The organism is Microbacterium sp. str. 'China' (assembly GCF_002993305.1).
Classification (GTDB): domain Bacteria; phylum Actinomycetota; class Actinomycetes; order Actinomycetales; family Microbacteriaceae; genus Microbacterium; species Microbacterium paraoxydans.
On the sequence record NZ_CP027434.1, the window covers coordinates 3306160 to 3331513 of the forward strand.

Genomic DNA, 25354 nt, shown 5'->3' on the forward strand with positions numbered 1-25354 from the left:
ACCGACCGCCAGGCGGGATCAGAAACGACCCTTCCGACGGACCTCGCGGCCCGATTCCCATCCCGCACGCAAGGAGGGCAGGGCCCGACCGTCGGGCGGGATCAGGAACGGGCCTTCGAAGCGGGAGTGCGGTGCGTTTCTGAGCTCGCAGGCGAACGCGGCCGCGAGGCCCGGACGCGGCACGGAGCTAAAGGGCGAGGAGGGCGAGGGCGGTGTCGGGAGCGCCCGCGTCACGGAGGCGTGAGCGCATCGCGGCCGCCGCGAGCGCATACGGCCGGTCGCTCCGCAGGAGGAGCGACCGCGCGTTGGCCTGCTCATTGAGGGCGACGAGCTCGAACGCCAGCACCTCGACGTCGGCCGCGCCGACCTCTCCCTCCGCGGCAGCGAACCGCAGCTGGGCCTCGATGTATCCGTACCAGTCGACGAGGGCCGCCCGCACGGCGTCGCTCACGGGACCGGGCTTGGAGTCGACGTCCGCCGCGGTCGCCGCGAAGAAGCAGCCGCCGGTGAAGACGCGGTCCTTCGAGTAGACCAAGGCGTTGTGGAGGAGCGCGGCCAGGCGGTGCGCTCCCCTCGGCTGGACGCGGGCGGGCTCGATGATCCGCTCGACGAAGATGTCCCGAGCGGCGGCGACCGTCGCGAGCTGCAGGCCCTCTTTGCTCTGGAACAGCGTGGCGATGCTGCTCTTGCTCGACCCCGAGGCAGTGGCGAGGCGTCCGATCGTCACGCCGTCCAGACCCTCGACGGAGGCGAGGTCGGTCGCACTCTCCAGCACGATGCGGCGGGAGGCGTCCCCGCGTGCTCGCCGGCCGTCCTGCACCACGCCATCCACCATGCCTCTAGTATACGAACGACCGTTCGCCTAGTATACGGATGATCGTTCGTATAGTTCGGTGAAGGAGCCTCCATGCCGTCCGCGTCCTCTCTCCTCGTCCGCCACCTCCCGACTGTGGGACGCCTCTCCCCTCGCCTCGCCGGCGATCTCGCCTACCGACTGTTCTTCTCCACCCGCCCACGGATGGCCGTGCGCTCCGCCGACGCCGCCACCCACGACGACGCCCGCCGCGGGAGCCTCCTCGTGCGCGGCATCCCCGTCACGACCTACACGTGGGGCACGGGTCCGCGCACCGTGCTGCTCCTGCACGGCTGGCGGGGCCGCGCCTCGCAGTTCGCCCCGCTCGTGCGGGAGCTCGTCGCCGAGGGGTTCCGGGTCGTCGCCTTCGATGCCCCGGCGCATGGCTCCTCCGGCGGGCGGCACACCGATATCCGCGACTGGGTCGACGCCGCGGAGCAGCTGGACCGCACCCACGGCCCCTTCTCCACTCTCATCGGACACTCCTTCGGCGGGCTCGCGGCGCTGACCGTCGCCCGGTCGTCCGGCTCGGTCCCCGCCGTCGCCGTCGTCGCCGGGGCCGCCGCGCCTGAGGCGTTCCTCGCCCAGTTCGTCGGTGACCTCCGGCTTGACGCCGCCACCGCAGACCGACTCCGCACCCGCTTCCACCGCCGCCTCCGGCTCGATCCCGCAACCGCCGCCGAACGGTATGACGCGGCCGCGCATCCACTCCCCGCCGGCACCGCACTGCTCATCGTGCACGACCGGGGCGACCGCCGGATGCCCGATCACGACGCCCTCCGGCTGCACGCCGCCCATCCCGGCCGCTCCCGTCTCGTCCGTACGGTGGGTCTCGGTCACACGAGAGTGCTGTCGGCCGATCCGACCCTTGATGCCGTGGTCGCGCTCGTGACCGGGGGTCTCGAGGCCGTGGATGCGCTCGGCACCGCGTCGGGACGAGCCGCCATCGATGCCGCACCGGCCGACCCGTCCGCGGCCCTTCGGAGCCCTACACCCGGGTCGACAGGAAGCCCGCGCTCGGGTCGGCGGCCGCGAACGGCAGTCCGACAGTGGTGATCAGCACGACGAGCGTCACCACGGCCGCCGCGAGCAGGAGGAAGAGCACGACGAACACGACCACCGCAAGCATCCGGTAGCTGCCGGTGTCGGCGACCTCCGGGGCGATCGATCGCTGCGCCCAGTCGTCCGCAGCCGCCGCGGGCTGCTCGCCCTGGAGGATCGCGGGCGTCGGACGGGATCGCTCCGAGCGACGGGTCGGTGCCGGAAGCGCATCGCCTGCGGCGTCCGGTGCCGTCAGCAGCCCCTCCGGGATCGGCGTCTCCGGCGGCGGAGGCGGGATCACGGCGTCGGCCGGCGGGATCACCGCGTCGGCGGGAGCGATCTCCAGCCCCGGATCCTCCGGCAGTGCCGCCCCACCGGGCAGCGCGGACTCGTCGGAACCCGTCCCGCTCGCGTCGCTCATGTCAGCCTCCGACGGCTCCGATGTCGGTCACTCCCACGTCGGTGCGGTGGAAGTTCTGGAACGAACGGGACGCCGTCGGGCCCCGCTGACCCTGGTAGCGGTTGCCGTAGGGGCCGGAGCCGTACGGGTTCTCCGCCGGCGAGGTGAGCCGGAAGAAGCAGAGCTGGCCGATCTTCATGCCGGGCCACAGCTTGATCGGCAGCGTCGCCACGTTCGCGAGCTCCAGCGTCACATGCCCGGAGAAGCCCGGGTCGATGAAGCCGGCGGTCGAGTGGGTGATGAGCCCGAGGCGACCGAGCGACGATTTCCCCTCCAGCCGCGCGGCGATGTCGTCCGGCAGGGTGACCTGCTCGAACGTGGCCCCCAGCGCGAACTCGCCGGGGTGGAGGATGAAGGGCTCGTCCGGGTCGACCTCGATCAGCCGCGTGAGCTCGGGCTGGTCGACCGAGGGATCGATGAACGGGTACTTGTGATTGTCGAAGAGGCGGAAGTAGCGGTCCAGTCGCACGTCGATGCTCGACGGCTGGATCATCTCCGGCGCATGCGGTTCCAGGCCGACGCGGCCGGAGGCGAGTTCTGCTCTGATGTCGCGATCGCTGAGAAGCACGGCACAAGCCTAGTCATGAGCACCCCGCGCTTTGGCCATCCGGCCCTCGACAGGTAGGCTTGCTCCACCTGCTCTCGGGCGGGTGCGGGGCTGTAGTTCAATGGTAGAACTTCTGCTTCCCAAGCAGACAGCGCGGGTTCGATTCCCGTCAGCCCCTCCACTTCTCTGATCCTCGCCTCGATGCGACCGGTTCGGCGTGCCCGACCCCGCCCGACCGGGATCCATCGAAAGAGGGAGACTTCCCTCCATCGTCTTGACGATGTCGCCGCACGACGCTCCTGGTGGAGTGACAGGTATGGCAGATTCTCGCGCTCTTCGGCGCTTTCCCGAGTGGATGACCTCCCGTGGCGGCGCTTGGATCACACTCGGCGCGGTCCTCCTGATCATGACGACTCTCTTCGGCCTGTTCGGGTCGGCGAAGGCACCCGCCGCCAACGAGCAGGCCCCCGCGGGGTCGGAGTCGGCGCGCACGAGCGCCCTGTTGGCGGAGTTCCCGAACGCGGATCGGCAGTCCGTGATCGTGGTCGCGTCGCGCGACGACGGCGCGACGCTCTCGGCACCGGACGTCGACGCCCTCGAAAGTCTCCTCCCGGTGCTCGGCACGCACGCGGACGCGGATCCGACCGGGCCTCTCGTGAGCGAGGACGAGAAGGCCGCGGTTCTGGTGACGCCGATCGCGGTCGGCCAGACGAGCACCGACACCGCCGCGGTGATCGCGGCGCTCCGCGCCGACATCGACGAGCACGCACCGGACGGGATGACCCTGCTCGTGACCGGCGGACCGGCCTTCGGCGCCGATATCGCCGCCTCCTTCGAAGGCGCCGACTTCACTCTGCTCCTCGTGACCGTCCTGATCGTCGCCGTGCTCCTCATCGTCACGTACCGGTCACCGGTGCTGTGGCTGCTGCCGCTCGCCGCCGTCGGCCTGGCCGACGGACTCGCCGGACGATTGACCGCGGCTGCCGGTTCCGCCTGGGACCTGCAGTTCGACGCCGGGATCATCAGCGTCCTCGTCTTCGGCGCCGGGACCAACTACGCCCTGCTCCTGATCTCGAGATATCGGGAGGAACTCACCACCACGACGGACCACCGCCGCGCGCTCAGCACGGCCTGGCGCGGGACCGCTCCGGCGATCCTCGCCTCGAACCTCACGGTCGTCCTCGCCCTCCTGACACTCGCCCTGGCGGTGATCCCCGGCACGCACGGACTCGGCGTCTCGTCCGCCATCGGGCTGCTGGTCGCCCTCGCATCCGTCCTCTTCCTGCTGCCTCCCCTGCTGGCGGTATGCGGACGGAAGGTGTTCTGGCCGTTCGTCCCTCGTCCCGGAGCTGCCGCACGGCGCGGCGGGGTGTGGCGGTCGATCGCGACGCGCGTCGTGAGCCGGCCGGTCGTGAGCCTCCTCGGGGGCGCGGCTCTGCTGGCCGTGATGACGGTCGGCCTCGTCGGGACGACCGTCGGGCTCGACCAGGTCGACAAGTTCCGGGTCCCGTCCGAGTCCGCGACGGGTCTCGAGGTGCTCTCGAACCACTTCCCGGCAGGAGAGGCGCAGCCGATCCTCATCGTCACGGACAGCGGCGAAGCCGACGCCGTCCTCACCGCGGCGCGTGGAGTGGAGGGCATCGTCCGCGCCACTCCGGTCGGGACCACGCACGATGAGAGGCTCACGAAGATCCTGGTGACCAGCGAGTATGCGCCCAGCACCGACGAGAGCCTGGCTCAGATCACGGAGCTTCGGGACGCCGTGCACGATGTGCCGGGGGCGGGGGCGGTCGTCGGCGGCGCGGTGGCGACGGATCTCGACGCCCGCGCCGGGAACCTCGCGGACCTCGGCGTCGTGGTGCCGCTGGTGCTGGCGGTGAGCTTCCTGGTACTGGCGTTCCTGCTGCGGTCTCTGGTCGCGCCGCTGCTGCTGCTCGCCGTCAACGTGGCGAGCGCCGTGGCCGCCATCGGTGCCGGGGCCTGGCTCAGTCGCGTGCTGTTCGGGCAGCACGCGCTCGATCTCCCGGTACCGCTGCTGGCTTTCCTGTTCCTGGTCGCCCTCGGCATCGACTACACGATCTTCCTCGTCCACCGCGCCCGGACCGAGGCGGCGCTGCGGGGCACTCGGGACGGCATGGTGGAAGCGGTCGCCCACACCGGCGGGGTCATCACGAGCGCCGGGATCGTCCTCGCCGCCGTGTTCGCGGCCCTCGGCGTCCTGCCACTGGTCACCCTCGGGCAGCTCGGGCTGATCGTCGGGGTCGGAGTGATCGTCGACACCCTGGTGGTCAGGACCGTGATCGTCCCTGCGCTGTTCGCTCTCGTCGGCGACCGCATCTGGTGGCCGGGGCGACCGGCCTCCCGGCGCGTCGCTGACGCCGGCTGATTCATCGGGGCCGCTGTGCGTCGCTCACGCCACCGGACGGTACCGCTGCGCGACGGCGCCGGAGCGGAACTCCCGCCGCTCCACGAGTTCGAGCCGGAGACGTTCGTGCACGCCGTCGAGCAGCCGGGGACCATGCCCGGCGACGACCGGATGGACGACGAACAGGTACTCGTCGATCAACCCGAGGTCGGCGAGCGCCGCGGGCAGCGCCACTCCGCCGACCGACAGGCCCTCCCCCGGCTGATCCTTCAGCCCCCGGACCCTCTCCGAGAGATCGCCGCGCACGAGTTCCGCGTTCCAGTCGACGGCATCGAGCGTCGCCGACACCACGTGCTTCGGCATGCCATCGATGACCTCGGCGAAGGGTGTCTCCCATTCCTCCATCCAGTCCGGCCAGACCCCGGATTCCGGACGCCGCCACGCGGCCCGCATCATGTCGTACGTCACCCGACCGTAGAGCAGGGCGTCGGCGCGCTGCAGCTCCGCGGTCCAGAAGCGCATCGACTCCTCGTCGGGCGGGAGTCCGGCTTCGTGATGGCAGCAGCCGTCGAGCGTCACGTTGATCGCGTAACGCAGCGGTCTCATCGGAGCTCTCCGACCGGGATCGGCACCGTCAGCACGTTGCCGGGTGGCGCCAGCGGGCACGCCCACGCCGGGTCGTAGGCGCAGGACGGGTTGTACGCGAAGTTGAAGTCGAGCAGGAGCGTGCCGCGGCGCGGGTCGGCCCCGAGGTCGGCCCCCTTGATCGTGTCGATGAGGTAGCGCCCGCCGCCGTACGTCCCCCCGCTCTGTCCGGCGGAGGCATCGCGCACCGGCACGAACAGGCCGCCGCCGTAGGAGGCGAGCCGCCACACGTCGAGAGACCCGACATCAGGGATCTCCACGACGCCGACGCGCTCGAACGGCACGATGCCGTCCGTCCCCGTCGCGAACTCGAACGTGGCCGGATCCGTGTCGAGGATCGGGAGCTCGAACCGCCAGGCGGGGTCGTACGAGGCGATCGGGAGTCCCTCGAACAGTGCCCTGTCCTCCGGAAGGAGGGGCGTCGCCGGGTGCCGCAGCACCAGCTCGTCGCGCTCGATCCGCCACAGCTCGTGCGCCTCCTCCGGGGAGTCGGCCCGTCGCACCGCTTCGTACAGGGCGAACACCCGCCGCCGCCAGTCGACGACCTCGACGGCCGTCTGCGCATTCGTCATGCGCCCACGGTACGCCGGACGACGGACGCCTGGAATGCCCTCAGTCCCGGTCGATCATGTCCACGTAGCCGTTTTCGTACGTCGGATAGTCGAGCCTGCCGAGGACCGCACGCACCAGCGAGCCGTCGTAGACGAAGCCGCTCGGCGCACCGCCGTCGTCCGGCGGCACGGGCAGGCCGAGGCGGTCGGCGAGGAAGGTCACGACGTCTCCCAGCGGAGCGGGCGCCTGGTCGACGGCGTGCACGAGCGCCGGGGGCTCCGGCATCCGTAGCAGCAGGTCGAGAATGCGGACGAGATCGGTCTCGTGGATCCGGTTCGTGCGGCGGCGATGCGTGACGGGAGCGCCCTCCCTGACCTTCCGGAGGAGGAACTCGCGCCCGGGACCGTAGATGCCCGCGGGGCGCACGACCACCGCGTCGAAGAGCTCGACGGCCGCCTTCTCGCCGTCCCGCAGACCGCGGCCCCGGTCGGTGGTGGGCGCCGGCTCGACCCGCTCGGTCACGGGCTCGGCACTCCCGGCGCCGTCGAACACCCCGGTGGACGAGACGAAGACCGTCCGCGTCGGCGGGGCCGGCAATGCCGCTGCGAGGTGCGAGAGCGCCGTGCGATACGACGACACGTCGGGCCCGGGTGGCAGCGTCACCACGACGGCGTCGACCTCGGGCAGCGGCGCGGTGAGCGGAACGGTCAGATCGGCCGCGAGCGCCGTCACCCCGTCCGGCACGGGTCCGTCCGTGCGGCGGAGCGCCAGGACCTCACCCCCGTCCGCGAGGAGCAGCGGAGCGAGCCGGGTGCCGAGCTTCCCGAAGCCGACCAGGAGGGTGCGGCGCGGCGGAGGCGGAGTGGTCATCCCTCCCACCCTCGCACATCGCCGCCGGGCGACGGACGTAGGCTTGATCGGTGACGGAATCGCAGGGACGGGTGTGGACGGGAGTCCTCCGCGTCGGCCCGCACCGCGGGGATCACCGGGTCGCCCTGCGCGCCGCGGTCAGTGTCGCCGTGCCGCTCCTCGTGCTGTGGGCCGCCGGCCGGCTCGACCTCAGCATCTATGCGAGCTTCGGTGCCTTCGCCGCGCTCTACGGTCGGCACGACGTCTTCCGCGACCGGATCCGCATGCAGGCGAGTGCCGGTGGCGTGCTGCTCGGCGCGATGCTGATCGGCACGGCCCTGTCGGTCCTCGCTGCACCCGCCGTGCTGAGCATCGTCGTCGTCGCCCTCGTCGCCGCGGCCGTGACGCTGCTGGCCTACGTCCTGCAGTGGCACCCGCCCGGTCCGCTGTTCACGGTCTTCGCGACCGGGGCGTGCGCGACGATCCCCGCCACCGGCGCCTCCTTCGGCGCGGTCCTGCTCGTCGGCGGGGCGAGCGTGCTCTTCGGCCTCGCCCTCACCGCCCTGGTCGCCGTCGTCACCCGGACCACGGCGGAGGCGGCGCCGAAGGCGCGCCCGTCCGTCGGGCCGGTCGCCGCCGAGATGGCCGCCTCGGTCGCCGGCGCGATCGTCGGAGCGGGCGTCGTCGGCCTGCTCCTCGGCGGCACCCACTGGTACTGGGCGGCGGTCGGCGCGGTCGCGGCGGTCAGCGGCGCGCAGCTCAACGCCCGCGTGATCCGCGGCATCCAGCGCCTCGTCGGCACGCTGCTCGGCGTGCTTGTCGCCGCCGGGATCCTCGCCCTCGACATGCCGCCGCTCGCCGTGATCGCCGTCGTGGTGGTCCTGCAGGGGACGGCCGAACTGTTCATCGGCCGCAACTACGGCATCGCGATGGTGTTCGTCACCCCGCTCGCCCTCCTGATGGTGCACCTGGCCGCGCCGACTCCGGTCGCCGACCTGCTGACCGACCGCGTGCTGGAGACGATCATCGGCGTGGTCGTCGGAACGGTGGTGGCCGTCACGTCCGCGGCGCTGCGCCGACGGAATCGACGCCGCTGACGAGACGACGAAGCGCCGCACCCCGTTCAGGGATGCGGCGCTCCGAGGCGAGGCTTCTACTCGGCGTCCGCGGCGATCTTCCGCGCATCGTCGGCGTTGAGCACCCGGAACAGCAAAGCGGCGATGACGGCACCGACCGCGGGAGCCACGATGTACAGCCAGAGCGAGCCCCACGCGAAGTGCCCGCTGACCGAGAGGCCGAGGGCCACCGCCGGGTTGAATCCGCCGCCCGAGATGGAGCCGACCGTCGCCGCACCGACGAAGACGGTCGCACCGATCGCGAGCCCGTAGAACGAGTTGCCCGCCGTGTCCTTCGAGGTGGCGGAGTTCAGCACGACCCAGACGAGGATCAGGGTGAACAGCGCCTCGACGAGGAACGCCGGACCGACCTCGATGACCATCGCCTTCTCCCCCGCCGGCCACACGGCGAGGGCCACGAGAGCGGCGAGCGCCCCGCCGGCGAACTGCGCGACGAGGTAGGAGACGAAGTCGGCGACGCTGAGCCCGCCGCGCAGGAACACGCCCAGCGAGACCGCCGGGTTGAGGTGGGCGCCCGAGATGTGGCCCGTGGAGTACACGAGCACCATCAGTGTGAAGCCGATCGCGAGCGGGGTGAGCGGGCTTCCGCTGTTCACCGCCGCGATGATCGCGAGGACGAAGAGGAACGTGGCGACCGCTTCCGCGAGCGCCTTGCGAGGTGTACCGATCATGATGGTGTCCTTCTGTGGGATCGCAGGCGGCCCCCCGTCTCCCCGGAACGGCCCGGGCGACGACCCGCCTTGCGGCACCGAGGATAGCGCGCGGTCGGCTCTCGCTGGCTCATTGGCGGCGGAACTGTCAAGCCCGTCGCCCGCCGGAGTTCCGGCCCCTACCGTGCAAGGATGACCGTCCAGACCGAGCCGCGCGCCGAGACCCCCACCCGGCTGCGCCGCGCCATCACCGGCCCCCTGCTGTTCGCGTTCATCCTCGGCGACGTCCTCGGCGCGGGGATCTACGCGCTGATGGGCGTGCTGTCGGAGGACGTGGGCGGCCTCCTCTGGGCACCCCTCGTCCTCGCGCTCCTCCTCGCCATGCTCACCGCAGGGTCGTATGCCGAGCTCGTCACCAAGTACCCGCGCGCGGGCGGGGCCGCCGTGTTCGCCGAGCGGGCGTTCCGCAGCCCGCTGGTGTCCTTCCTCGTCGGCTTCAGCATGCTCGCGGCCGGCGTGACGAGCGCGGCCGGGCTGGCCATCGCCTTCGCGGGCGACTACCTCAGCACCTTCATCGACCTGCCGACCATCCCAGTCGCGATCGTCTTCCTCGCGATCGTCGGCCTGCTCAACGCCCGCGGCATCCGCGAGTCGATGGGCGCGAACCTCGTGATGACGGCGATCGAGCTCAGCGGCCTCGTCATCGTGATCGTCGTCGTCGCGGTGTTCGTCGGCGGCGGGGGCGGCGACCTGTCCCGGGCGACGCAGGTGCCGGAGGGGGCCAACGTCGCCCTGGCGGTGCTCTCCGGCGCGGTGATCGCGTACTACTCGTTCGTCGGCTTCGAGACCTCAGCCAACATGATCGAAGAGGTCAAGAACCCGCGGCGGACCTACCCGCGCGCATTGTTCGGCGCGCTCCTCACCGCCGGTGTCGTGTACGTGCTCGTCGGCATCGCCAGCGCCGTCGCCCTGCCGGCATCCGAGCTGCAGGAGTCCAGCGGTCCGCTGCTCGCGGTCGTCGAGGCCACCGGGGTCAGCGTCCCGTCCTGGCTGTTCAGCCTCATCGCGCTCATCGCCGTCGCCAACGGCGCCCTGCTGACGATGATCATGGTCAGCCGCCTCACCTACGGCATGGCCGAGCAGAACCTCCTGCCGTCGGTGCTCGGGCGCGTGCTGCCGAAGCGGAAGACCCCGTGGGTGGCGATCCTCACCACGACACTCGTGGCGATGGGCCTCACGCTGGTCGGAGACCTCGCGACCCTCGCCGAGACCGTCGTGCTGCTGCTGCTCGTCGTGTTCCTCAGCGTCAACATCTCGGTGCTGGTCCTGCGCCGCGACAAGGTCGAGCACGACCACTTCCGCGTGTGGACGTTCGTCCCGGTGCTCGGCATCGCGTCGTGCATCCTGCTGCTCACCCAGCAGCGCCCGCAGGTGTGGCTGTTCGGCGCCATCCTGCTCGCCGTCGGCGGCGTGCTCTACGCTGTCGCCCGGTGGACCCGCAACCGCTCGAAGACCGCCGACACGAAGGAGAGCCATGAGCACGCCTGACGACACCGCCGACGAGACGTTCGAGGAGAACCGTCACGACCAGCTGACCTCGGCGCCCGATGCCACGGAGGCCGACGCCGCGCCGCGCGTGGACGTCTCGGAGCACGACGGCAACACGCGCATCGACATCCGGGACGACGCCGAGGTGCGTCCGGGGCCCGGGCCCGGCATGCCCGAGGCCGACGGCGAGGACTGACCGTCGCCGTCGGGCGCTACAGCCAGCCCTTGCGCTTGAAGGCCGCGTACAGCCCGACCCCCATCGCGACCATGAGCAGTACCGCCATCGGGTACCCGAACGCCCAGTGGAGCTCGGGCATGTGGTCGAAGTTCATGCCGTAGACCGTGCCGACCAGTGTCGGGGCGAACAGGATCGCCGCCCAGCCGGAGATTTTCTTCACCTCGTCGTTCTGGCGGATGCTCAGCTCCGTCATCCGGCGCATCTCGTCGTTCTGCCGCCGCGCGACGATGGTCGACTCGACCGTGAGGGCGTTGTCGAGCACGGACCGGAAGGTGGCCGCCTTGTCGCTCACGCGCAGCGTGTGGTCGAGGACATCCCGCAGGTACCGCTGGAGCTCCTCGCTCACGCGGTACTTCTCGGATCCGCGCAGCAATGCCTCCAGCATGCCGGCCAGCGGCTGGGTCGCCCGTTGGAAGTCGATCACCTCGCGGCCGAGGTCGTAGATCCGCTGGGTCGCGTCGGCGTCCTCCTCGAAGAGCTGACCCTCGATCTCGTCGATGTCGTTCTCGAGGCCGGCCAGGACCGGGGAGTACTCATCGACCACCTCGTCGAGGATCGCGTAGAGCACCGCCTCGGGGCCATGGGCGAGCAGAGCGGGATCGGCCTCCAGCCGGCGACGCACGCGGCCGAGGTCGGGTGACTCCGCATGACGGATCGTCACGACGAAATCCGGACCGACCAGGACGTGCACTTCGCCGAACTCGACCTCCTCGCGCTCGTCGAGGTAGCGGGCGGGCCGGAGGACCATGAACAGGATGTCGCCGTACCGTTCCAGCTTGGCGCGCTGATGCCCGGAGAGTGCATCCTCGACGACAAGCTCGTGGATGCCGAACTCGTCGGCCACGGCTCTGACCTCCTCGGCACTCGGCCGGTAGAGGCCGATCCACCCCATGCCCTGTCGCTCCCGGATCCGCTCGAACGTGTCGTTCAGGCTGTCGGGATCGTCGGCGCGCACGCCGCCGACGTAGACGGCGTTGTCCACGATCGCCATACGGCCCTCCTGCTCGTCCGGGGCTCCGCTCAGCCGGCCGGAGGGACGCACACGAGCGCGGCGTCCGTGGTGGCCTTGTGATACTGCTCGGCCGTGTAGGGCAGACCGAACTCCGGGGCCGTCTCGCCGGATGCCGCGGGAGCCTTGGACGCGATCGCCGCCAGCTCCCAGGCGAGATGCTGGGCGAAGCGCGACCCACCGGTGGAGTCGTTCAGCACGACGGCCACGGTGAAACCGGTCGTCGGGTCCGAGTATGCCGCCGTCGCGTAGCCGGGCGTCCAGCCATGCTGACCGATCATCGAACCGACGATGTAGGCACCACCGGTCGCCTGGTACCACGACGGCGCCTTGTCGTAGGCGGGCAGCGGCGCCCCGAATCGATCCGGCTCGTCCTTGGTGCGCAGCACCTGCTTGGCCTCGGCCTGCATGTACCGGCCGAGGTCGGTGATCGTCGACACCGCTCCCGAGTCGGTGAACCCGGTGCTGGAGGACATCGTCGTGATGTCGACAGGCGCTGCGCAGTTGAAGCCGCCCTCGACCGCTCCCATGTAGTGCCCGCTGAGCGACGACCCCTCCGACGGCGGCGCCGCGGCGGGCGACGGCAGCGAGGTGTCGGCGAGCTCCAGCGGCTCGGTGACGTACTCGGCGATCAGCTCGCGCGCACTCATCCCCGAGGCGCGTTCCAACGCGAGGCCGAGGAGAAGGTAACCGGCGTCGGAGTCGCGGAACGTGGTCTGCGGAGCGATGCGCGATCGGCCGAGACCGTAACCCGCGAGTTCGAGGGGCGCCCAGACCCGCTCCGGGGTGTTCAGCCACGCGCTCTTGACCGTCGCCTCGGAGGAGCCGGCGCCACTGGTGCCGTTGCACAGGTCGACCAGGGTGACGTCGGACATGTCGGCGACACCAGAGACGTACTCCGGCACCGTCGCGTCGAGCTCGACGGTGCCCTCATCCGCGAGCGCGTAGAGGACGTCGCAGGTCATCAGTCGCGTGATGTCCGCGATGCGGAAGGACATGTCGGTCGAGAGCTCGCCACCCTCCGCCTTGTCCTGCGTGCCCGTGGCGGCGACCCAGGTGCCGCTCCACGGCACCCAGACCCCGACGATCGCCCCGCTGGCCCCGGAGGCCGCGAGCGCGTTGTCGACCGCGCCCTGCAGCGCCGCGACCGTGTCGTCGGGAAGCGTGGCGTCGACCTGCGCGGGCGGCGTATAGCTGAAGGAGCCCTCGGAGGAGCATCCGGTGAGGACGAGACCGAGAACGGCCGCCGTGGCCGCTGCGGCGCGCCACCGGCGCGACGAGAGAAGCTGCATGTGTGGGAACCCCCGAAGACGTGTCTCCTGAGTCTAGAACGCGGATGCTGAAAGTCGGCCCCGCGCGGCATCGTAGGGTGTCCCTGTGCCCCATGATTTCGATGCCGATGTGATCACCGCCGTCCTCCGCCACATGAACGGCGACCACACCGACGACAACCTCCTCATCGCGCGCGCCTTCGCCGAACCGTCCGCGGAGGCGATCGACGTGTCCGTGATGACCGGCTTCGACGGAGAGGTCGGGGTCTGGGAGATCTCCCGTGGCGGGATGACGTCAGAGCTCCGTGTCCCGTGGCCCGGCGGCCCGATCACCGAGCGCCGCGAAGTGCGCCGCGAGGTCGTGGCGCTGTACGACGCGGCCTGCGAGCGTCTTGGCGTCGAACCGCGGCCGCACGACTGAGTCGCCCTGCGGAGCTCGGACTTCCATCGAAGGTTAGGCTGCCCTTACACTGAAGCCATGCCCGAGATCCTGTCCTTCTCCGCCGCCCTCCGCGAGCGCTCCTCCGGTTCGCATTCCCGCAGCGAGACGGCGGGCTTCATGTCCGATCTCCTCAAGGGCGAGGGGTCGCGCGAGGACTACATCGCGCTGGTCGCGCAGCACTATTTCATCTACGACGCGCTCGAGGGCGCCGGCGAGCGCATGCGCCAGGACCCGGTGGCTTCCGTGTTCCTCAGCGACAAGCTCACGCGCCTCCCCGCGCTCGAGGCCGACCTCGCCTTCCTCCTCGGGCCCGAGTGGCGCGAGCGGATCGCCCCGCTGCCCACCACACAGCGCTATGTCGACCGCATCCGTCAGGTCGGCGCGACCTGGGCGGGTGGCTTCGTGGCGCACCACTACACGCGCTACCTCGGCGACCTCTCCGGCGGCATCTTCATCGGTCGGGTGATGGCGCGGCGCTTCGGCTTCGAGACGAACGGCATCGGCTTCTACCTGTTCGACGACATCGCCGACCCCTCCGCCTTCAAGGACGTCTATCGCGAGCAGCTCGACGCCGCCCCGTGGGACGAGGCCGAACGCGAGCGCGTCATCGACGAGGTGCTCCTCGCGTACCGCTTCAACACCGAGCTGTTCGAAGACCTCGACCGCGCCCGCGCCGCCGCCTGACGCGGTAGCACCTCAGGTCCTCGGCAGCTCAGGCGTCGAGGCGGCGAGCCACGCATCGCGCATGAACCGCCGCACGTCCTCGTCCACGCGGATGTCGCTCGGCCGCAGCGGACGCGAGAGGTACAAGCCGTCCAGCGACGTGAGGCGGCTCAGCGCGACGTAGGTCTGCCCCGGCGCGAACGCCCCGGAGCCCAGGTCGATCACCGCTCGATCATAGGTCTTGCCCTGCGACTTGTGGATCGTCACGGCCCAGGCCAGCCGCAGCGGGAACTGGGTGAACTCGGCGACGACATCACGGGAGAGCTTCTTCGTGTTCGGGTCGTAGGCGTACCGGAACCGCTCCCAGACGGCCGGCTCGACGTCGACCTCCTCGCCGTCGATCTCCACGCGCACTGTCCCCCCGAGGATGCGGGTCACCGTGCCGATGGTGCCGTTCACCCAGCGCGGCGGCTCTCCGGTCATCGCGGTGTCGTTGCGCAGGAACATCACCTGTGCACCCACCTTGAGCTTCAGCTCGGACTCGGCCGGAAGGGAGGCCTCGCCGCGGCCGAAGTCGCCGTTGACCTCCGCGCGTGCCGTCTGCTCCTTGCCCGGAAGCGCGGCGAGATGCCGGCTGTTGATGCTGTTGACGATGTCGTTGCGGGTGGCGAGGGTGATCATCGGCACCTCGCCCGGCTCGGGGTCCGGAGGGGTTCGCGCGCCCTGAGCGTTGAGGATCCCGGCGATCTCCGCCGTGACGCGTCCATAGCGGACGGCGTTGAGCATGGACTTGAAGCCGTCGTCCGACTGACGGTGGATCTGCACGAGCTCCCGCACGTGCAGCTCGGCCCGGGTGTCGACCTCGAACAGCGCCCCTTCGCCCCCTTGGGCCCCTGAGCCTGTCGAAGGGCCTGTCGAAGGACCTGCCCACACCTTCGCATCGAAGAACCAGAACGACCGGTAGTGGTCCTTCACGTACCGTGCCTCATCCCCGCGCGGAGGGACCGGAGCCAGCTGGTACGGGTCGCCGAACATGACGATCTGCACGCCGCCGAACGGCTCGCCCCGCCGCCCGCGCGCTTGGCGCAGCGACCGGTCGATGGCGTCCATGAGGTCGGCGTTGACCATCGAGATCTCATCGATGACGAGAGTCTCGATGGCGTTGAGGATGCGGCGGGTCGCGTCGTTCTGATCGATGTCGCCGTCCCCGATGAGCCCGATCGGGAGGCGGAACAGGGAGTGGATCGTCTGCCCCTCCACGTTCAGCGCGGCCACGCCGGTAGGGGCGCAGATCGCGATCTGCTTCTTCGTGTTCCAGGCGAAATGCTGCAGCAGCGTGGACTTGCCGGTGCCCGCGCGTCCGGTGATGAAGACGTGCTCCGCGGTGTCCTCGATGAGCCGGAACAGCTCCTGCTGCTCCTCGGACAGGGCGGGAAGGGACACGGTTCTCACAGGGCTGGCGGGGCGGACACGGGATGCTCCCCCATGCTACGTGCCCCGTCGGGCACGGGTCCGCCGACGCTCGGCGTCCCCCCAGGACGCCCTCCTAGACTGACCGGCATGGAGCGGGCCGGGACGCGCGCGCCCCGGCGGTCGCGCCTGGGCGCCGATCTGGCGATCCTCGGGCTCATCGGCGTCCTCCTCCTGGCCGCGATCGGCGCGGGAGGTGCGACCCTCTACCGGCAGTTCTACGGCCCGTCGGCGTTCGTGGTCCGTTATCTCGATCTGCTCGCTGAGGGGCGGGCCGCCGACGCCCTCCGCGTGCCCGGCGTCGCGATCGACCGGGAGACCCTCGATGAGGCGGGCATCGACCCCGCCGCGTCCGAGGCGATGCTGCGACGCTCGGCCCTCGGTCCGCTCAGCGACGTCGAGGTCGAATCGGAGGAGCCCTCCGGCGACGGCACAGCGGTGACCGTCAGCTACCGCGCCGGCGGCCACTCCGGCACGAGCACCTTCCACGTCGCGCAGGACGGCTGGGCCGGCATCACACCGAACTGGCGGTTCACGACCAGCCCCCTCGCGGTCGTCGAGCTCACGGTGCGCGGGGCCGACCGGTTCGCCGTGAACGGGTTCGAGGTCGACCGCCGCCAGATCTCCGCCGCCGGGGCCGCGGCGCAACCCCTCGAACCTCTGCCCCTGCTGGTCTTCACCCCGGGGCTCTACTCCGTCACGGTCGACACCGCGATCGCGGAATCCTCCGGGCACGGCGTGCTCGCCGACGAGCCGCTCGCCGTGACCCCTCTCGATGTGCAGGCCGAGCCGACGGAGGAGTTCGTCGACGTCGTCCAGGAGCGGGTCGAGGAGTTCCTGACCGCGTGCACCACGCAGGAGGTCCTGCAGCCCACCGCGTGTCCGTTCGGCCTGCGTGTCGAGAACAGGATCGCTGCGCCACCGAAATGGTCCATCGCCCAGCAGCCGGAGATCATGGTCGCGCCGTCCGACGACGGCCACTGGCAGATCCCGACCACCGCAGCCATGGCGCACGTCGAGGTCGAGATCCAGTCTCTCTTCGACGGGTCCGTGGAGCCGGTCTCCGAAGACGTGCCCTTCCGGGTCAACGGCTCCATCGCCATCCTCCCGGACGGCTCGGCCTCGATCCGGGTCGGCTCCCCGGACGACCCGGTGCAGTGAGCCCGGGGGCTGGTCAGCGGCGCTGGCGCTCCGCCGCGCGCTGATCCCGGGCGGCGAGGTCGGCGAGCCGCGCGTTGTACTCCTCCAGCTCGGCATCGCCGGTGCGATCGGCGTGCCGGTCTCGGCGTCGCTGGAGCTTGGTGTCGCTCCGGCTCCACTGGATCGCGACGGTGATGGCCAGGATGAGGGTCGGGATCTCTCCGATCGACCACGCGATGCCACCGCCCACGTACTGGTCGGTCATCGGGTCGGCACCCCAGTCGCGACCCATCGCGCCGAACCAGTCGGCGACCATGAGCCCCTCCTGCATCATGATCGCCATCCCGAAGAACGCGTGCATGGCCATCACGGCGATGAGGGTGATGAGCCGGCCGGGATACGGCAGACGGTAGGGCACCGGGTCGGCGCCGATCAGACTCATCACGAACAGGTAGCCCGAGATCAGGAAGTGGGCGACCATCCACTCGTGCCCGAGGTGCTCGAACATCGACCAGCGCACGAGGTCGGTGAAGTAGAACGCCCAGAGCGAGAGGATGAAGATCGCCGCCGCCACGATCGGGTGCGTGACCACCCGCGCGAACGGCGAGTGGACGGCCCACATGATCCATTCGCGACCGCCGCGCGTGCCGTCGTCGCGTTTGTGGATGGCGCGCAGGGCGAGGGTGATCGGCGCCCCGGAGACGAGCAGCAGCGGGATCGCCATCGAGAGCATCATGTGCCCGAGCATGTGCACGCTGAAGAGGTACTCCTGGTACGCGTTGATGGGACCGCCGGTCACCCACACCAGCAGCAGCAGGCCGAGCACCCAGAACACCGTGCGGTGGATCGGCCAGCGGTCGCCGCGCAGCCGGAGTCGGCGCACACCCGCGAGATAGAAGAAGAGTCCGAAGCCCGCCGCGACGAGCCACAGCACGTCGATGTCCCAGGCCGTGAACCAGCGCTCCAGCGTGAGCTCGGGCGGCAGCAGCGATCCCGTGAGGATCTGCGCCGGGGTCTGCGCGAACGCCGCGACCTCGCCGGTGGGCGGGGGCGTGCGCGCGAGCGCGGCCGCGGCACCGGAGGCGAGTCCCATCAGCGTCACCTCGCCGAGGACCAGGGCCCAGAACCAGCGGGACGCGCGCGCTCCGCTCAGCTTCGGAATGAGACGTGCGCGGTACCAGGCGCCGAGCAGCCCCATTCCGAGGAGCAGGATGGCCTTGACGACGACGATGAGCCCGTAGGGGGTCGTCCACACGGCCTCCCAGCTCCCGACAGCAACGATCGACCGGGTGAAGCCGGAGACCGCGACGACCGCGAAGGCCGCGATCGCGAGGGAGGAGTACCGGCGGACGAGCGTGGGCAGATCGAGGCCCTGCTGCCCGCGGAGGAGCACGAGGAGGAGCAACCCGCCCAGCCACACCGCCGCGCCGATCGTGTGCAGGAGGATCGAGTTGACGGCCATGTTGTGCCCGTCGAGGTCGCCTGCGTGCCCCTGCGTCGCGAGCGGCAGGAACGACACCGCGGCCAGCAGGGCGGTGAGCAGCGTGGGCGTCCAGGTGCGCCAGGCGAACGCGAGCACCGTGATGACCGCGCCCAGGATCGTCGTGATCAGCCAGGACTGCCCCAGCGGGAGCTCGAGCAGGAAGCGCCCGAGCTGCGAGCCGAACTCGCGCTCGATGCTGAGCTGCGGGTTGAAGGCGGCCATGAAGGAGAAGAACCCGGCGAGTCCCGCGGCAACCGTGAAGACGGCGGCGCCGACCGAGGCGATGTTCAGGGCCGTGTCGAACGTGCGCTCTCCCGCTCGCAGTCCGAACAGGGCGAGCACCAGCGATCCGAGCATGAGCGCGCCGGCGAGGTTCATGACGAGCTTCGCGAGCGGTGTGCCCCACAGCACCACGGGTCCGGGGTCCTGCAGCAGCGGCGGGTTCGCCCCTCCTCCGACGAGCAGCGCCCAGACGAGGGCGACGCCGGCGGCGGCGAGGAGGATGACGATGCCGGCGAGACGGTACGCCGACGTCGAGCGCGGCGTCTCGGTGCGGGAACTCACCCCTCCAGCCTAGGCGCGCCCAGCAGGGAGGATGCACGAAGGCCGCCCCCGGAGCGGGGGCGGCCTTCGAAAGGGTGCGGTCTTACTTGACGGCAGCCTTGAGCTTGGAACCGGCGGTCACCTTGACGCGCTTGCCGGCCGGGATCTTGATCTCGGCGCCGGTCTGCGGGTTGCGGCCCGTGCGGGCGGCCGTGTCGACCTGCTCGAACGAGATCCAGCCCGGGATGGAGACCTTGCTGCCCTTGGCGACGGCGTCGGAGACCGTGGCGAACAGCGAGTCGAGGACACCGGAGACGGTGGCCTGGCTCTGGCCGGTGGCGGAAGCGATGCTCGCGACGAGCTCGGTCTTGGTGATGGACTTGTCAGCCATGTCATCCTCCAGCGACGAAGGACCGTCGCATCGTGTGTGTGGGTACGAGGAGCGGGTGCTCCCCGTTGGTCGTGTGACCGCCTCGAATGTACCAACGGCCACCCGGATTTCCGCGTCATTTCGCGGGTTTCGACCTATTTCCCGGCGTGTCGCGTCACATTGGCCACTCGTGCCACAGGTTTTCGGCCGCACGCTCGCCGGTTCAGGCCCCCGCGCGGGATCAGGCACTCCCTGACATATGCGCCTGATCCGGCGTGATCGCCTGCGTTCCCGGGCATGCAAAAGGGGCGAGGATCCGAAGATCCCCGCCCCTTCTCGCTGGGTGCTTACCAGCTCGACTTGGTCACGCCGGGCAGCTCGCCACGGTGCGCCATGTCACGGAAGCGGACACGCGAGATGCCGAACTTCGTGAGGACACCACGGGGGCGGCCGTCGATGACGTCGCGCGAACGCACGCGAGCCGGCGACGCGTTGCGCGGCAGCTTCTGCAGGCCGACGCGGGCGGCCTCGCGGGCCTCGTCGGTGGCGTTCGGGTCGACCAGGGTCTTCTTCAGTTCGGCACGACGCTCGGCGTAGCGCTCGACGATGACCTTGCGCTGCTCGTTGCGCGCGATCTTGCTCTTCTTAGCCATGGATCAACGCTCCTCTCGGAATTCGACGTGCTGACGGATGACCGGGTCGTACTTCTTGAGCACGAGGCGGTCGGGGGTGTTGCGGCGGTTCTTCTTGGTCACGTACGTGTAACCCGTACCCGCCGTCGAACGCAGCTTGATGATCGGACGGACGTCCTGAGCCTTCTTGGCCATTAGAGCTTCACACCCTTCGCCTGGAGGTCCTTGACGACGTTCTCGATGCCGCGCGCGTCGATCACCTTGATGCCCTTGGCGGACACGTTGAGCGTGATCTTACGACCGAGCGAGGGCACGAAATAGGTCTTCTTCTGCACGTTCGGGTCGAAGCGGCGCTTCGTCCGGCGGTGCGAGTGCGAGACGTTGTGACCGAAGCCGGGAACAGCTCCGGTCACCTGGCACACTGCTGCCATGATGATGACTCCTTCATTACCGTGAGACCGGACGGCCTCACCCAAGATCCCTTGTCTGCACGCCGCCCCGCATGCCGATCTCTCGGCGGAAGAAGGGGGAGCACACGAACTGCGCACAGGAGCGTGCGCAGACGAAGAGTCAGTCTAGCACGGCCTCGGCCGGCCGTTCGAATCGCCTGAATGGTCCCATCTCAGGCCGAAAAGCCGCCATTCGCGCGATTCGAAGCGTCGGCGGCGCCCCGCCCCCACCGGAAGGCCGAGACCGTGGGGTCGCCGGGGATCCAGAAGCGCCAGGGGAAGGCGTCCGTCCCGGCGATGCCCGCCACCCCCACCCGCGGACCCTGGGCGACGTCCGCCATGGGAGAGCCGAGCCACAACTCCGCCCTGGCGCCGTTCTGCTCCTCGCCCGTGATGGCGTCCAGGCCATCGTGCAGGGAGTGCCGCAGCCCCGCGGCCTGTCCGAGCCGCCCTGGTCCGCGCGCGAGGTCCCGGAGAGCGGTGCGGCCGAGCGGCGGGACCGCACGTCGTCGCCGGGCCGCCGCCTCCACGCCGGACACGATCTCCCCGGCACGCAGCAGCACCCCGTCGCCCTGCCCCTCAGGGCCGCAGGCCACGTTGACGCAGGAATGGATGCCGTGGCTCAGGTACACGTACAGATGCCCGGGCTCGCCCCACATGGTCGCGTTCCGGGCGGTGCGCCCCATGCGGGCGTGAGACCCCGGGTCGGCCACCGCCCCCGTGCCCTGCCCGTGATACGCCTCGACCTCGGTGATGCGCACGCGCACCTCGACCGGGAGGCCGTCCTCGATGACCACGGTCCGCAGCTCCGCGCCGAGGAGGGTCGGCGCCACCTCGACGGCGGAGCTCATCACGTCGTCGCGGGTCGCGCGCCGCAGCGTCACGGGCTCCGTCACGTCAGAACCGCGGCGCCGTCTGGCACCAGGACGCATCGAAACCGGTCAGCGCGACGATCTCGTCCCCGGTCTTCATGTCGATGAGGTGCGTCTCGAGCTTCTCCGGCAGCGGCAACAGCATGCCGTCGTACGGGTTGTCCGCCATGTCCGGCGCGATCACCACGGCGGCGTACTGCCCGCTCGGTGACGCGCAGGCCTGGAGGATCGAGTCGGCCGCACTCACTTCGACGAGCGGCGTGGCGGCTCCGGAGTCGTCGACGCGGATCACGGCCTGCCCCACCGGGAGGCCACCCTCATCCCGGGCGACGACGTGGCGCAGCGTCCCGCCGGGGAACGGGGTGATGGAGGTGGCGGTGCCGTAATCCGGCTCGGACGCGGCGAGCGGCTCCTCGGATCCGTCCGCGAGGTCGAGCTCGACGACCGACCCGTCCAGCCGCTCCACGATGGCGGTGTAGGTGCCGCGGGAGATGCCCTGGATCGTCGTCGCGAGGCCGAGGGACTGCACACCGGAATCGGTCGACTGGTCGACGAGGGACAGTGCGCCGTCGAAGTCGATGAAGAGGACGGCCGCACTGTCGGGCACGAACTGCCACACGAAGACGCTCACCTCCTTGTCGCCGACCTCGACGATGCGGGGTTCGTCGTCGCCGCTCAGCGACTGGGTGACGAGCACGCTCGCACGCCCCTCGGTGTCGCTGAGCTCGCGATCGGAGTAGCTGTAGCCGACGAGGTTGCCGCGCTCGGACACCTGGATCGCGCCGACGTAGCCCTCGCCGGGCAACGCGAGCTCGCGCTGGTCGGAGCCGTCCCTGTCCATCACGAGGAGCCTCGACTGGTCGTCGTCCTCGACAGCGGCCACGAGCTGCGTGGACGTGGCCCGGAAGTCGTCGATGCGGGGGTGGGAGAACACCGGCTGCGCGTTCTCGCCGCTCAGGTCGGTGCGGAAGATGATGTCGTCGCCATCCGGGTCGCGGCGCAGGAGGAAGATCGACGACGCCGGCGTCTCGAAGGACGTCGTCAGGTCTGCGGTCGGGCCTCCTCCGGCGCCCGTCACCCCGGCGACGGTCACCGTATAGGTCGTGTCGTCGTCCAGCGGCACCGTGAACCGCACGCCCACGCCGCGACCGGCGGCATCGACCGTGAACGGCACCGACGGTTCGACCGTGACCTGTTCGGGATCGATCGCGGAGAGCGGCTGATTCGCCGTGAGGATGACACGGCTCCCTGACGACTCGATGGCCTGTGCGGCGTCGACCTGCACGTCGGTGACCCGGGGGCCCTGGAGGAGGCTCACGATTCCGAGGCCGGTGCCGACGAGCACGAGCACTCCGACGACGGCGCCGATCGTGACAAGGAACCGGCGGCGGGACCATGGGGCGCTCCGCGGCGCCTCGTCGTCGGCGGGGAGGTCGGTCGTGGGCGTCCAGCCCGGCTCCGCCGCGTCTTCGACGACGCCGTCTGCTCGGGAAGCGGACGTCGGGCCCGCGGAGGTGAACACCGGTTCGGGCGCCTGCGGGATCGCGGGGATTCCGGCGGCCGGCTCCTCCGGAGCACGTGCGGCGGCTTCGCGCTCCGCTGCCGCACGCTCGGCCGCTTCGCGCTCGGCCGCTTCGCGCTCCGCTGCGGCTTCCCGGTCGACGGCTGCCTGCTCGGCGGCGACCTCCGCCGCCATGCGCTCCACGGCCGCTCGCTCCTCTGCCACCAGCTCCGCGTCGGCCTGTTCGGCTGCCGCGCGCTCCGCCGCGGTCTGCTCCTCCGCAGCGCGCTCCGCGGCCTCCCTGGCAGCACGCAGCTCGGCGCGGGTGCGTGGGACGTCGGGCGACTCCGGCCGCTCGTCGTCAGTACTCATACGGGTCCTTCGGCTCGTCGATCGCCACGACGTCGGTCGGCTCGATGTGCAGGGAGCCGTCTTCGTCCGCCCGCACCGTCCCGGTGACCTCGACCCACTGACCCGTCTTGTACGCGTCGGCATCCACACTCACCGGCAGCGCCGCCGTCTGGGCGTCGATGACGCAATGGGTGATCACGAGGCGTGTGAGGTTGACGTCGTCCCCCTCGCCGGGCGTGACGAAGCCCTGCAGCGTGACGGCGGCTCCGTCGTACGCCGTGGTGTTGGTTGCGGCGGCGAAGACGCTCGCCCAGTCACCCACACCGAACGTCGACGTGTCCGCGACCCCGAGGGCGACGGTGTCGGCGCCGGCGAACAGCGCGCTCTCCTCCCCGGCTCGGGACATCGCGAGTTCCACCGAGAGCGAGGCGGGAGGCAGGACGAGCGCGGAGACGACGACGCCGGTCGCGACCACACCGCCGGCCAGCGCACCGGCTCCCGCGAGACGCCGGCGAGACGGCCCGGAGGAGTGCGCGGTCTCGTCGGACGAGGACGCCTCCGGCTCGGCGGAGCGCGAGGCCGCGGGGCCATGGTCGTGCCCGTGGTCCTCCTCGGCACCCAGCGGCAGTGTGCACGACCAGACGGCCCCGGCGAGCGTCACGACGGCGGCGGCTGATGCGAACCACACCGACTCCGGGCTGATGTAGAGGCTGAGGCGGTCGGTCACCGCGAGGCCGAGGGTGACGACGGCGACGACCGAGGCGAGACCGATCCCCAGCCACCGGGTGGCGAGGGCGCGGGAGCGGGCGGAGAGCTCAGGCAAGGACGTTCACCCCGATCCCGATCGCGAAGGCCGACGCGAGCACGACGGCGGTGATGCCGACGAGCGTCCTGGTGGTGAAGGTCGTGCGCATCAGCGCGAGCATCTTGATGTCGACGAGAGGCCCCACGAGGAGGAACGCGACCAGCGCCCCCGAGGAGAAGGTGGACGCGAACGACAGCGCGAAGAAGGCGTCGACGTTGGAGCAGATCGCCACGACGATCGCGAGCAGCATCATCGCGACGATGGACAGCACGGGGTTGGCGCCGATCGTGAGCAGGACGTCGCGCGGGATGAGCACCTGTACGGCCCCGGCGAGCGCGGAGCCGATCACGAGCGCCGGCATCACGGCCCGCAGCTCCACGAGGAACTGCGTGAGACTGCGGCGCACGGGGGTCCCCGGTTCGTGCGTGACGCGCTCGCACGTGTCGACGAAGCGCTGTGTGAGCAGCGACTCCGGCGAGGGGTGGCGGCTGTAGATCCACCCGATGAGGTTCGCGATGAGGTAGCCGCCGACGAGACGCGCGACGAGGATGCCGCCGTCCCAGCCGAACGCGGCGTGCGTCGTGAGGATCACGATCGGGTTGACGATCGGCGCCGCGATGAGGAAGGTCAGCGCCTCCGCGGGGGCGAGTCCGCGCATCATGAGCCCGCGGGCGAACGGGACGTTTCCGCACTCGCAGACCGGGATGAGCATGCCGAGCAGGGAGAGCACGGCCCGGCGAGCCCACGCCCGTCGCGGGAGCCAGCGGTGGATGACGTCCGCCGGGAGCCAGACCTGAACGACGATCGACAGCAGCACGCCGAGCACGACGAACGGCAGCGCCTCGATGAGCACGCTGAGGGCGAGCGTCAGACCGTCCTGTGCCCGGGTCGGCAGCGAGGCGGGGAAGAGGGTGGGGAGGAAGGCGTCGATGAGGAACAGCGCCGCGACGATCACGGCGCCGATGCCGACGGCGATCCACGTCGAGCGCGGCGAGGGCGCTCGACGGTGCGTGTGGCCCGGACGGGTGGCCGTTCGTGCCGGGGCGGTCACGCTGTCGCAGCCCTCTCCGCGTCGCGCTTGTTCGCGCAGGGGGTGCAGAGCCCGAAGATGTCGACCACGTGGGCGGCTTCAGTGAACCCGTGCAGGGCGGCCGTGCGATGCGCCCACTGCTCCACGTCCTTCGCCTCGATCTCGACCGTGAGGCCGCAGGATCGGCAGATGAGGTGGTGGTGGTGGCCCTGAGTGGTGCACGCCCGGTAGAGCGCCTCCCCCTCAGGACTCTGCAGCGAGTCGGCGTCGCCGGCGGCCGCGAGCCCGGCGAGAGCGCGGTAGACCGTGGCCAGGCCGATCCCGGTGTTGTCGTCGCGGAGCGTCGCGTGGAGGCTCTGTGCGCTCACGAAACCGCGCGCGTCGGCGAGCGCTTCGCGCACGCGTTCGCGCTGCCAGGTGTTCCGTTGAGCCATGCCTT

The 25354-nt window shown here is 70.6% G+C and carries 28 protein-coding genes and 1 tRNA gene; 9 read left to right on the top strand and 20 right to left on the bottom strand.

Features of this window, described 5'->3' with window-relative positions:
• Positions 1-187 precede the first annotated feature (187 nt).
• Complete coding sequence (locus tag C6C15_RS16050) at positions 188-835, bottom strand: TetR/AcrR family transcriptional regulator (RefSeq protein WP_105950621.1); 648 nt, start codon at positions 833-835, stop codon at positions 188-190.
• 72 nt (positions 836-907) lie between these two features.
• Here C6C15_RS16050 and C6C15_RS16055 point away from each other — a divergent pair, with 72 nt between their 5' ends.
• Positions 908-1909: an alpha/beta fold hydrolase gene (locus tag C6C15_RS16055; protein ID WP_105950622.1), complete on the top strand. Its 1002-nt coding sequence runs from the start codon at positions 908-910 to the stop codon at positions 1907-1909.
• Here C6C15_RS16055 and C6C15_RS16060 read toward each other — a convergent pair.
• The gene (locus C6C15_RS16060; RefSeq protein ID WP_105950623.1) at positions 1842-2315 is read right to left on the bottom strand and encodes a hypothetical protein; all 474 of its coding nucleotides are present in this window, start codon (positions 2313-2315) and stop codon (positions 1842-1844) included. The two genes, C6C15_RS16055 and C6C15_RS16060, sit on opposite strands and share 68 nt — an antisense overlap.
• 1 nt (position 2316) lies before the next feature.
• Positions 2317-2922 carry a dCTP deaminase gene (gene dcd / locus C6C15_RS16065; protein ID WP_025102697.1) on the bottom strand — a complete coding sequence of 202 codons (606 nt, stop codon included), beginning with the start codon at positions 2920-2922 and terminating at the stop codon, positions 2317-2319.
• An 86-nt stretch (positions 2923-3008) separates the two neighbouring features.
• Between dcd and C6C15_RS16070 the strand changes: the two genes are divergently transcribed.
• Together C6C15_RS16070 and C6C15_RS16075 are read left to right on the top strand one after the other, a co-directional pair.
• A tRNA-Gly gene (locus tag C6C15_RS16070) sits at positions 3009-3082 on the top strand.
• Positions 3083-3217: 135 nt separating this feature from the next.
• Positions 3218-5287 carry an MMPL family transporter gene (locus C6C15_RS16075; protein WP_199787665.1) on the top strand — a complete coding sequence of 690 codons (2070 nt, stop codon included), beginning with the start codon at positions 3218-3220 and terminating at the stop codon, positions 5285-5287.
• Between the two features lie 24 nt (positions 5288-5311).
• Here the strand turns inward: C6C15_RS16075 and C6C15_RS16080 are convergent, their stop codons facing one another.
• Genes C6C15_RS16080 through C6C15_RS16090 form a run of 3 tightly spaced genes read right to left on the bottom strand, consistent with a single transcriptional unit; the run spans position 5312 to position 7333 of the window.
• On the bottom strand, positions 5312-5872 hold the full coding sequence (locus tag C6C15_RS16080) for a dihydrofolate reductase family protein (protein WP_105950625.1): 561 nt from the start codon (positions 5870-5872) through the stop codon (positions 5312-5314).
• Entirely contained in the window at positions 5869-6483 is a 615-nt protein-coding gene (locus C6C15_RS16085; protein WP_105950626.1) for a DUF1684 domain-containing protein, read from the bottom strand. The genes C6C15_RS16080 and C6C15_RS16085 overlap by 4 nt, the downstream gene beginning before the upstream one ends.
• 40 nt (positions 6484-6523) lie before the next feature.
• Entirely contained in the window at positions 6524-7333 is an 810-nt protein-coding gene (locus C6C15_RS16090) for a sugar nucleotide-binding protein (RefSeq protein ID WP_105950627.1), read from the bottom strand.
• A 50-nt stretch (positions 7334-7383) separates the two neighbouring features.
• On the opposite strand from C6C15_RS16090, the gene C6C15_RS16095 reads away from it, so the two are divergent.
• Positions 7384-8409 (top strand): FUSC family protein, encoded by a 1026-nt coding sequence (locus C6C15_RS16095; RefSeq protein WP_199787666.1) that lies wholly within the window; start codon positions 7384-7386, stop codon positions 8407-8409.
• A 56-nt stretch (positions 8410-8465) separates the two neighbouring features.
• Here C6C15_RS16095 and C6C15_RS16100 read toward each other — a convergent pair whose 3' ends face one another.
• On the bottom strand, positions 8466-9119 hold the full coding sequence (locus C6C15_RS16100; RefSeq protein ID WP_105950628.1) for an MIP/aquaporin family protein: 654 nt from the start codon (positions 9117-9119) through the stop codon (positions 8466-8468).
• 171 nt (positions 9120-9290) lie between these two features.
• Between C6C15_RS16100 and C6C15_RS16105 the strand changes: the two genes are divergently transcribed.
• Together C6C15_RS16105 and C6C15_RS16110 are read left to right on the top strand one after the other, a co-directional pair.
• A complete protein-coding gene (locus C6C15_RS16105; protein ID WP_060922932.1) occupies positions 9291-10646 on the top strand; it encodes an APC family permease in 1356 nt (451 codons plus the stop codon).
• Positions 10633-10842: a hypothetical protein gene (locus C6C15_RS16110; RefSeq protein WP_062637928.1), complete on the top strand. Its 210-nt coding sequence runs from the start codon at positions 10633-10635 to the stop codon at positions 10840-10842. Before C6C15_RS16105 ends, C6C15_RS16110 begins: the two co-directional genes overlap by 14 nt.
• 16 nt (positions 10843-10858) lie before the next feature.
• Here the strand turns inward: C6C15_RS16110 and corA are convergent, their stop codons facing one another.
• On the bottom strand, positions 10859-11875 hold the full coding sequence (gene corA, locus C6C15_RS16115; RefSeq protein ID WP_060922933.1) for a magnesium/cobalt transporter CorA: 1017 nt from the start codon (positions 11873-11875) through the stop codon (positions 10859-10861).
• Positions 11876-11904: 29 nt separating this feature from the next.
• Positions 11905-13185, bottom strand: coding sequence for a serine hydrolase domain-containing protein (locus C6C15_RS16120; protein ID WP_105950629.1), 1281 nt, complete (start codon positions 13183-13185; stop codon positions 11905-11907).
• Between the two features lie 85 nt (positions 13186-13270).
• Here C6C15_RS16120 and C6C15_RS16125 point away from each other — a divergent pair, with 85 nt between their 5' ends.
• Together C6C15_RS16125 and C6C15_RS16130 are read left to right on the top strand one after the other, a co-directional pair.
• Positions 13271-13585, top strand: a complete 315-nt coding sequence (locus tag C6C15_RS16125; protein WP_199787667.1) for a DUF2470 domain-containing protein — start codon at positions 13271-13273, stop codon at positions 13583-13585.
• A 57-nt stretch (positions 13586-13642) separates the two neighbouring features.
• The gene (locus C6C15_RS16130; RefSeq protein ID WP_060922936.1) at positions 13643-14290 is read left to right on the top strand and encodes a biliverdin-producing heme oxygenase; all 648 of its coding nucleotides are present in this window, start codon (positions 13643-13645) and stop codon (positions 14288-14290) included.
• 12 nt (positions 14291-14302) lie between these two features.
• Here C6C15_RS16130 and C6C15_RS16135 read toward each other — a convergent pair whose 3' ends face one another.
• Positions 14303-15712, bottom strand: a complete 1410-nt coding sequence (locus tag C6C15_RS16135; protein WP_199787668.1) for an ATP-dependent DNA helicase — start codon at positions 15710-15712, stop codon at positions 14303-14305.
• Between the two features lie 117 nt (positions 15713-15829).
• Between C6C15_RS16135 and C6C15_RS16140 the strand changes: the two genes are divergently transcribed.
• The gene (locus C6C15_RS16140; protein WP_105950631.1) at positions 15830-16900 is read left to right on the top strand and encodes a hypothetical protein; all 1071 of its coding nucleotides are present in this window, start codon (positions 15830-15832) and stop codon (positions 16898-16900) included.
• Positions 16901-16913: 13 nt separating this feature from the next.
• On the opposite strand, the gene C6C15_RS16145 is transcribed toward C6C15_RS16140, so the two are convergent.
• From C6C15_RS16145 to C6C15_RS16195, 10 genes are all read right to left on the bottom strand, one after another.
• Complete coding sequence (locus tag C6C15_RS16145) at positions 16914-18926, bottom strand: cytochrome c oxidase assembly protein (RefSeq protein ID WP_105950632.1); 2013 nt, start codon at positions 18924-18926, stop codon at positions 16914-16916.
• 82 nt (positions 18927-19008) lie between these two features.
• A complete protein-coding gene (locus tag C6C15_RS16150) occupies positions 19009-19296 on the bottom strand; it encodes an HU family DNA-binding protein (RefSeq protein WP_017203554.1) in 288 nt (95 codons plus the stop codon).
• A 326-nt stretch (positions 19297-19622) separates the two neighbouring features.
• Positions 19623-19928 carry a 30S ribosomal protein S14 gene (gene rpsN, locus C6C15_RS16155; protein ID WP_017829734.1) on the bottom strand — a complete coding sequence of 102 codons (306 nt, stop codon included), beginning with the start codon at positions 19926-19928 and terminating at the stop codon, positions 19623-19625.
• Between the two features lie 3 nt (positions 19929-19931).
• Positions 19932-20102, bottom strand: coding sequence for a 50S ribosomal protein L33 (gene rpmG / locus C6C15_RS16160; RefSeq protein WP_017203558.1), 171 nt, complete (start codon positions 20100-20102; stop codon positions 19932-19934).
• Positions 20102-20338, bottom strand: a complete 237-nt coding sequence (gene rpmB, locus C6C15_RS16165) for a 50S ribosomal protein L28 (protein ID WP_025102729.1) — start codon at positions 20336-20338, stop codon at positions 20102-20104. The genes rpmG and rpmB overlap by 1 nt, the downstream gene beginning before the upstream one ends.
• A gap of 191 nt (positions 20339-20529) precedes the next feature.
• Positions 20530-21252: a DNA-3-methyladenine glycosylase gene (locus tag C6C15_RS16170; protein ID WP_267893818.1), complete on the bottom strand. Its 723-nt coding sequence runs from the start codon at positions 21250-21252 to the stop codon at positions 20530-20532.
• 1 nt (position 21253) lies between these two features.
• A complete protein-coding gene (locus C6C15_RS16175) occupies positions 21254-23101 on the bottom strand; it encodes a hypothetical protein (protein ID WP_234024172.1) in 1848 nt (615 codons plus the stop codon).
• A complete protein-coding gene (locus tag C6C15_RS16185) occupies positions 23091-23903 on the bottom strand; it encodes a TIGR03943 family putative permease subunit (protein WP_105950634.1) in 813 nt (270 codons plus the stop codon). Before C6C15_RS16185 ends, C6C15_RS16175 begins: the two co-directional genes overlap by 11 nt.
• Entirely contained in the window at positions 23896-24936 is a 1041-nt protein-coding gene (locus tag C6C15_RS16190; RefSeq protein ID WP_060923446.1) for a permease, read from the bottom strand. Before C6C15_RS16190 ends, C6C15_RS16185 begins: the two co-directional genes overlap by 8 nt.
• On the bottom strand, positions 24933-25349 hold the full coding sequence (locus tag C6C15_RS16195; protein ID WP_025102734.1) for a Fur family transcriptional regulator: 417 nt from the start codon (positions 25347-25349) through the stop codon (positions 24933-24935). Before C6C15_RS16195 ends, C6C15_RS16190 begins: the two co-directional genes overlap by 4 nt.
• Positions 25350-25354 lie beyond the last annotated feature (5 nt).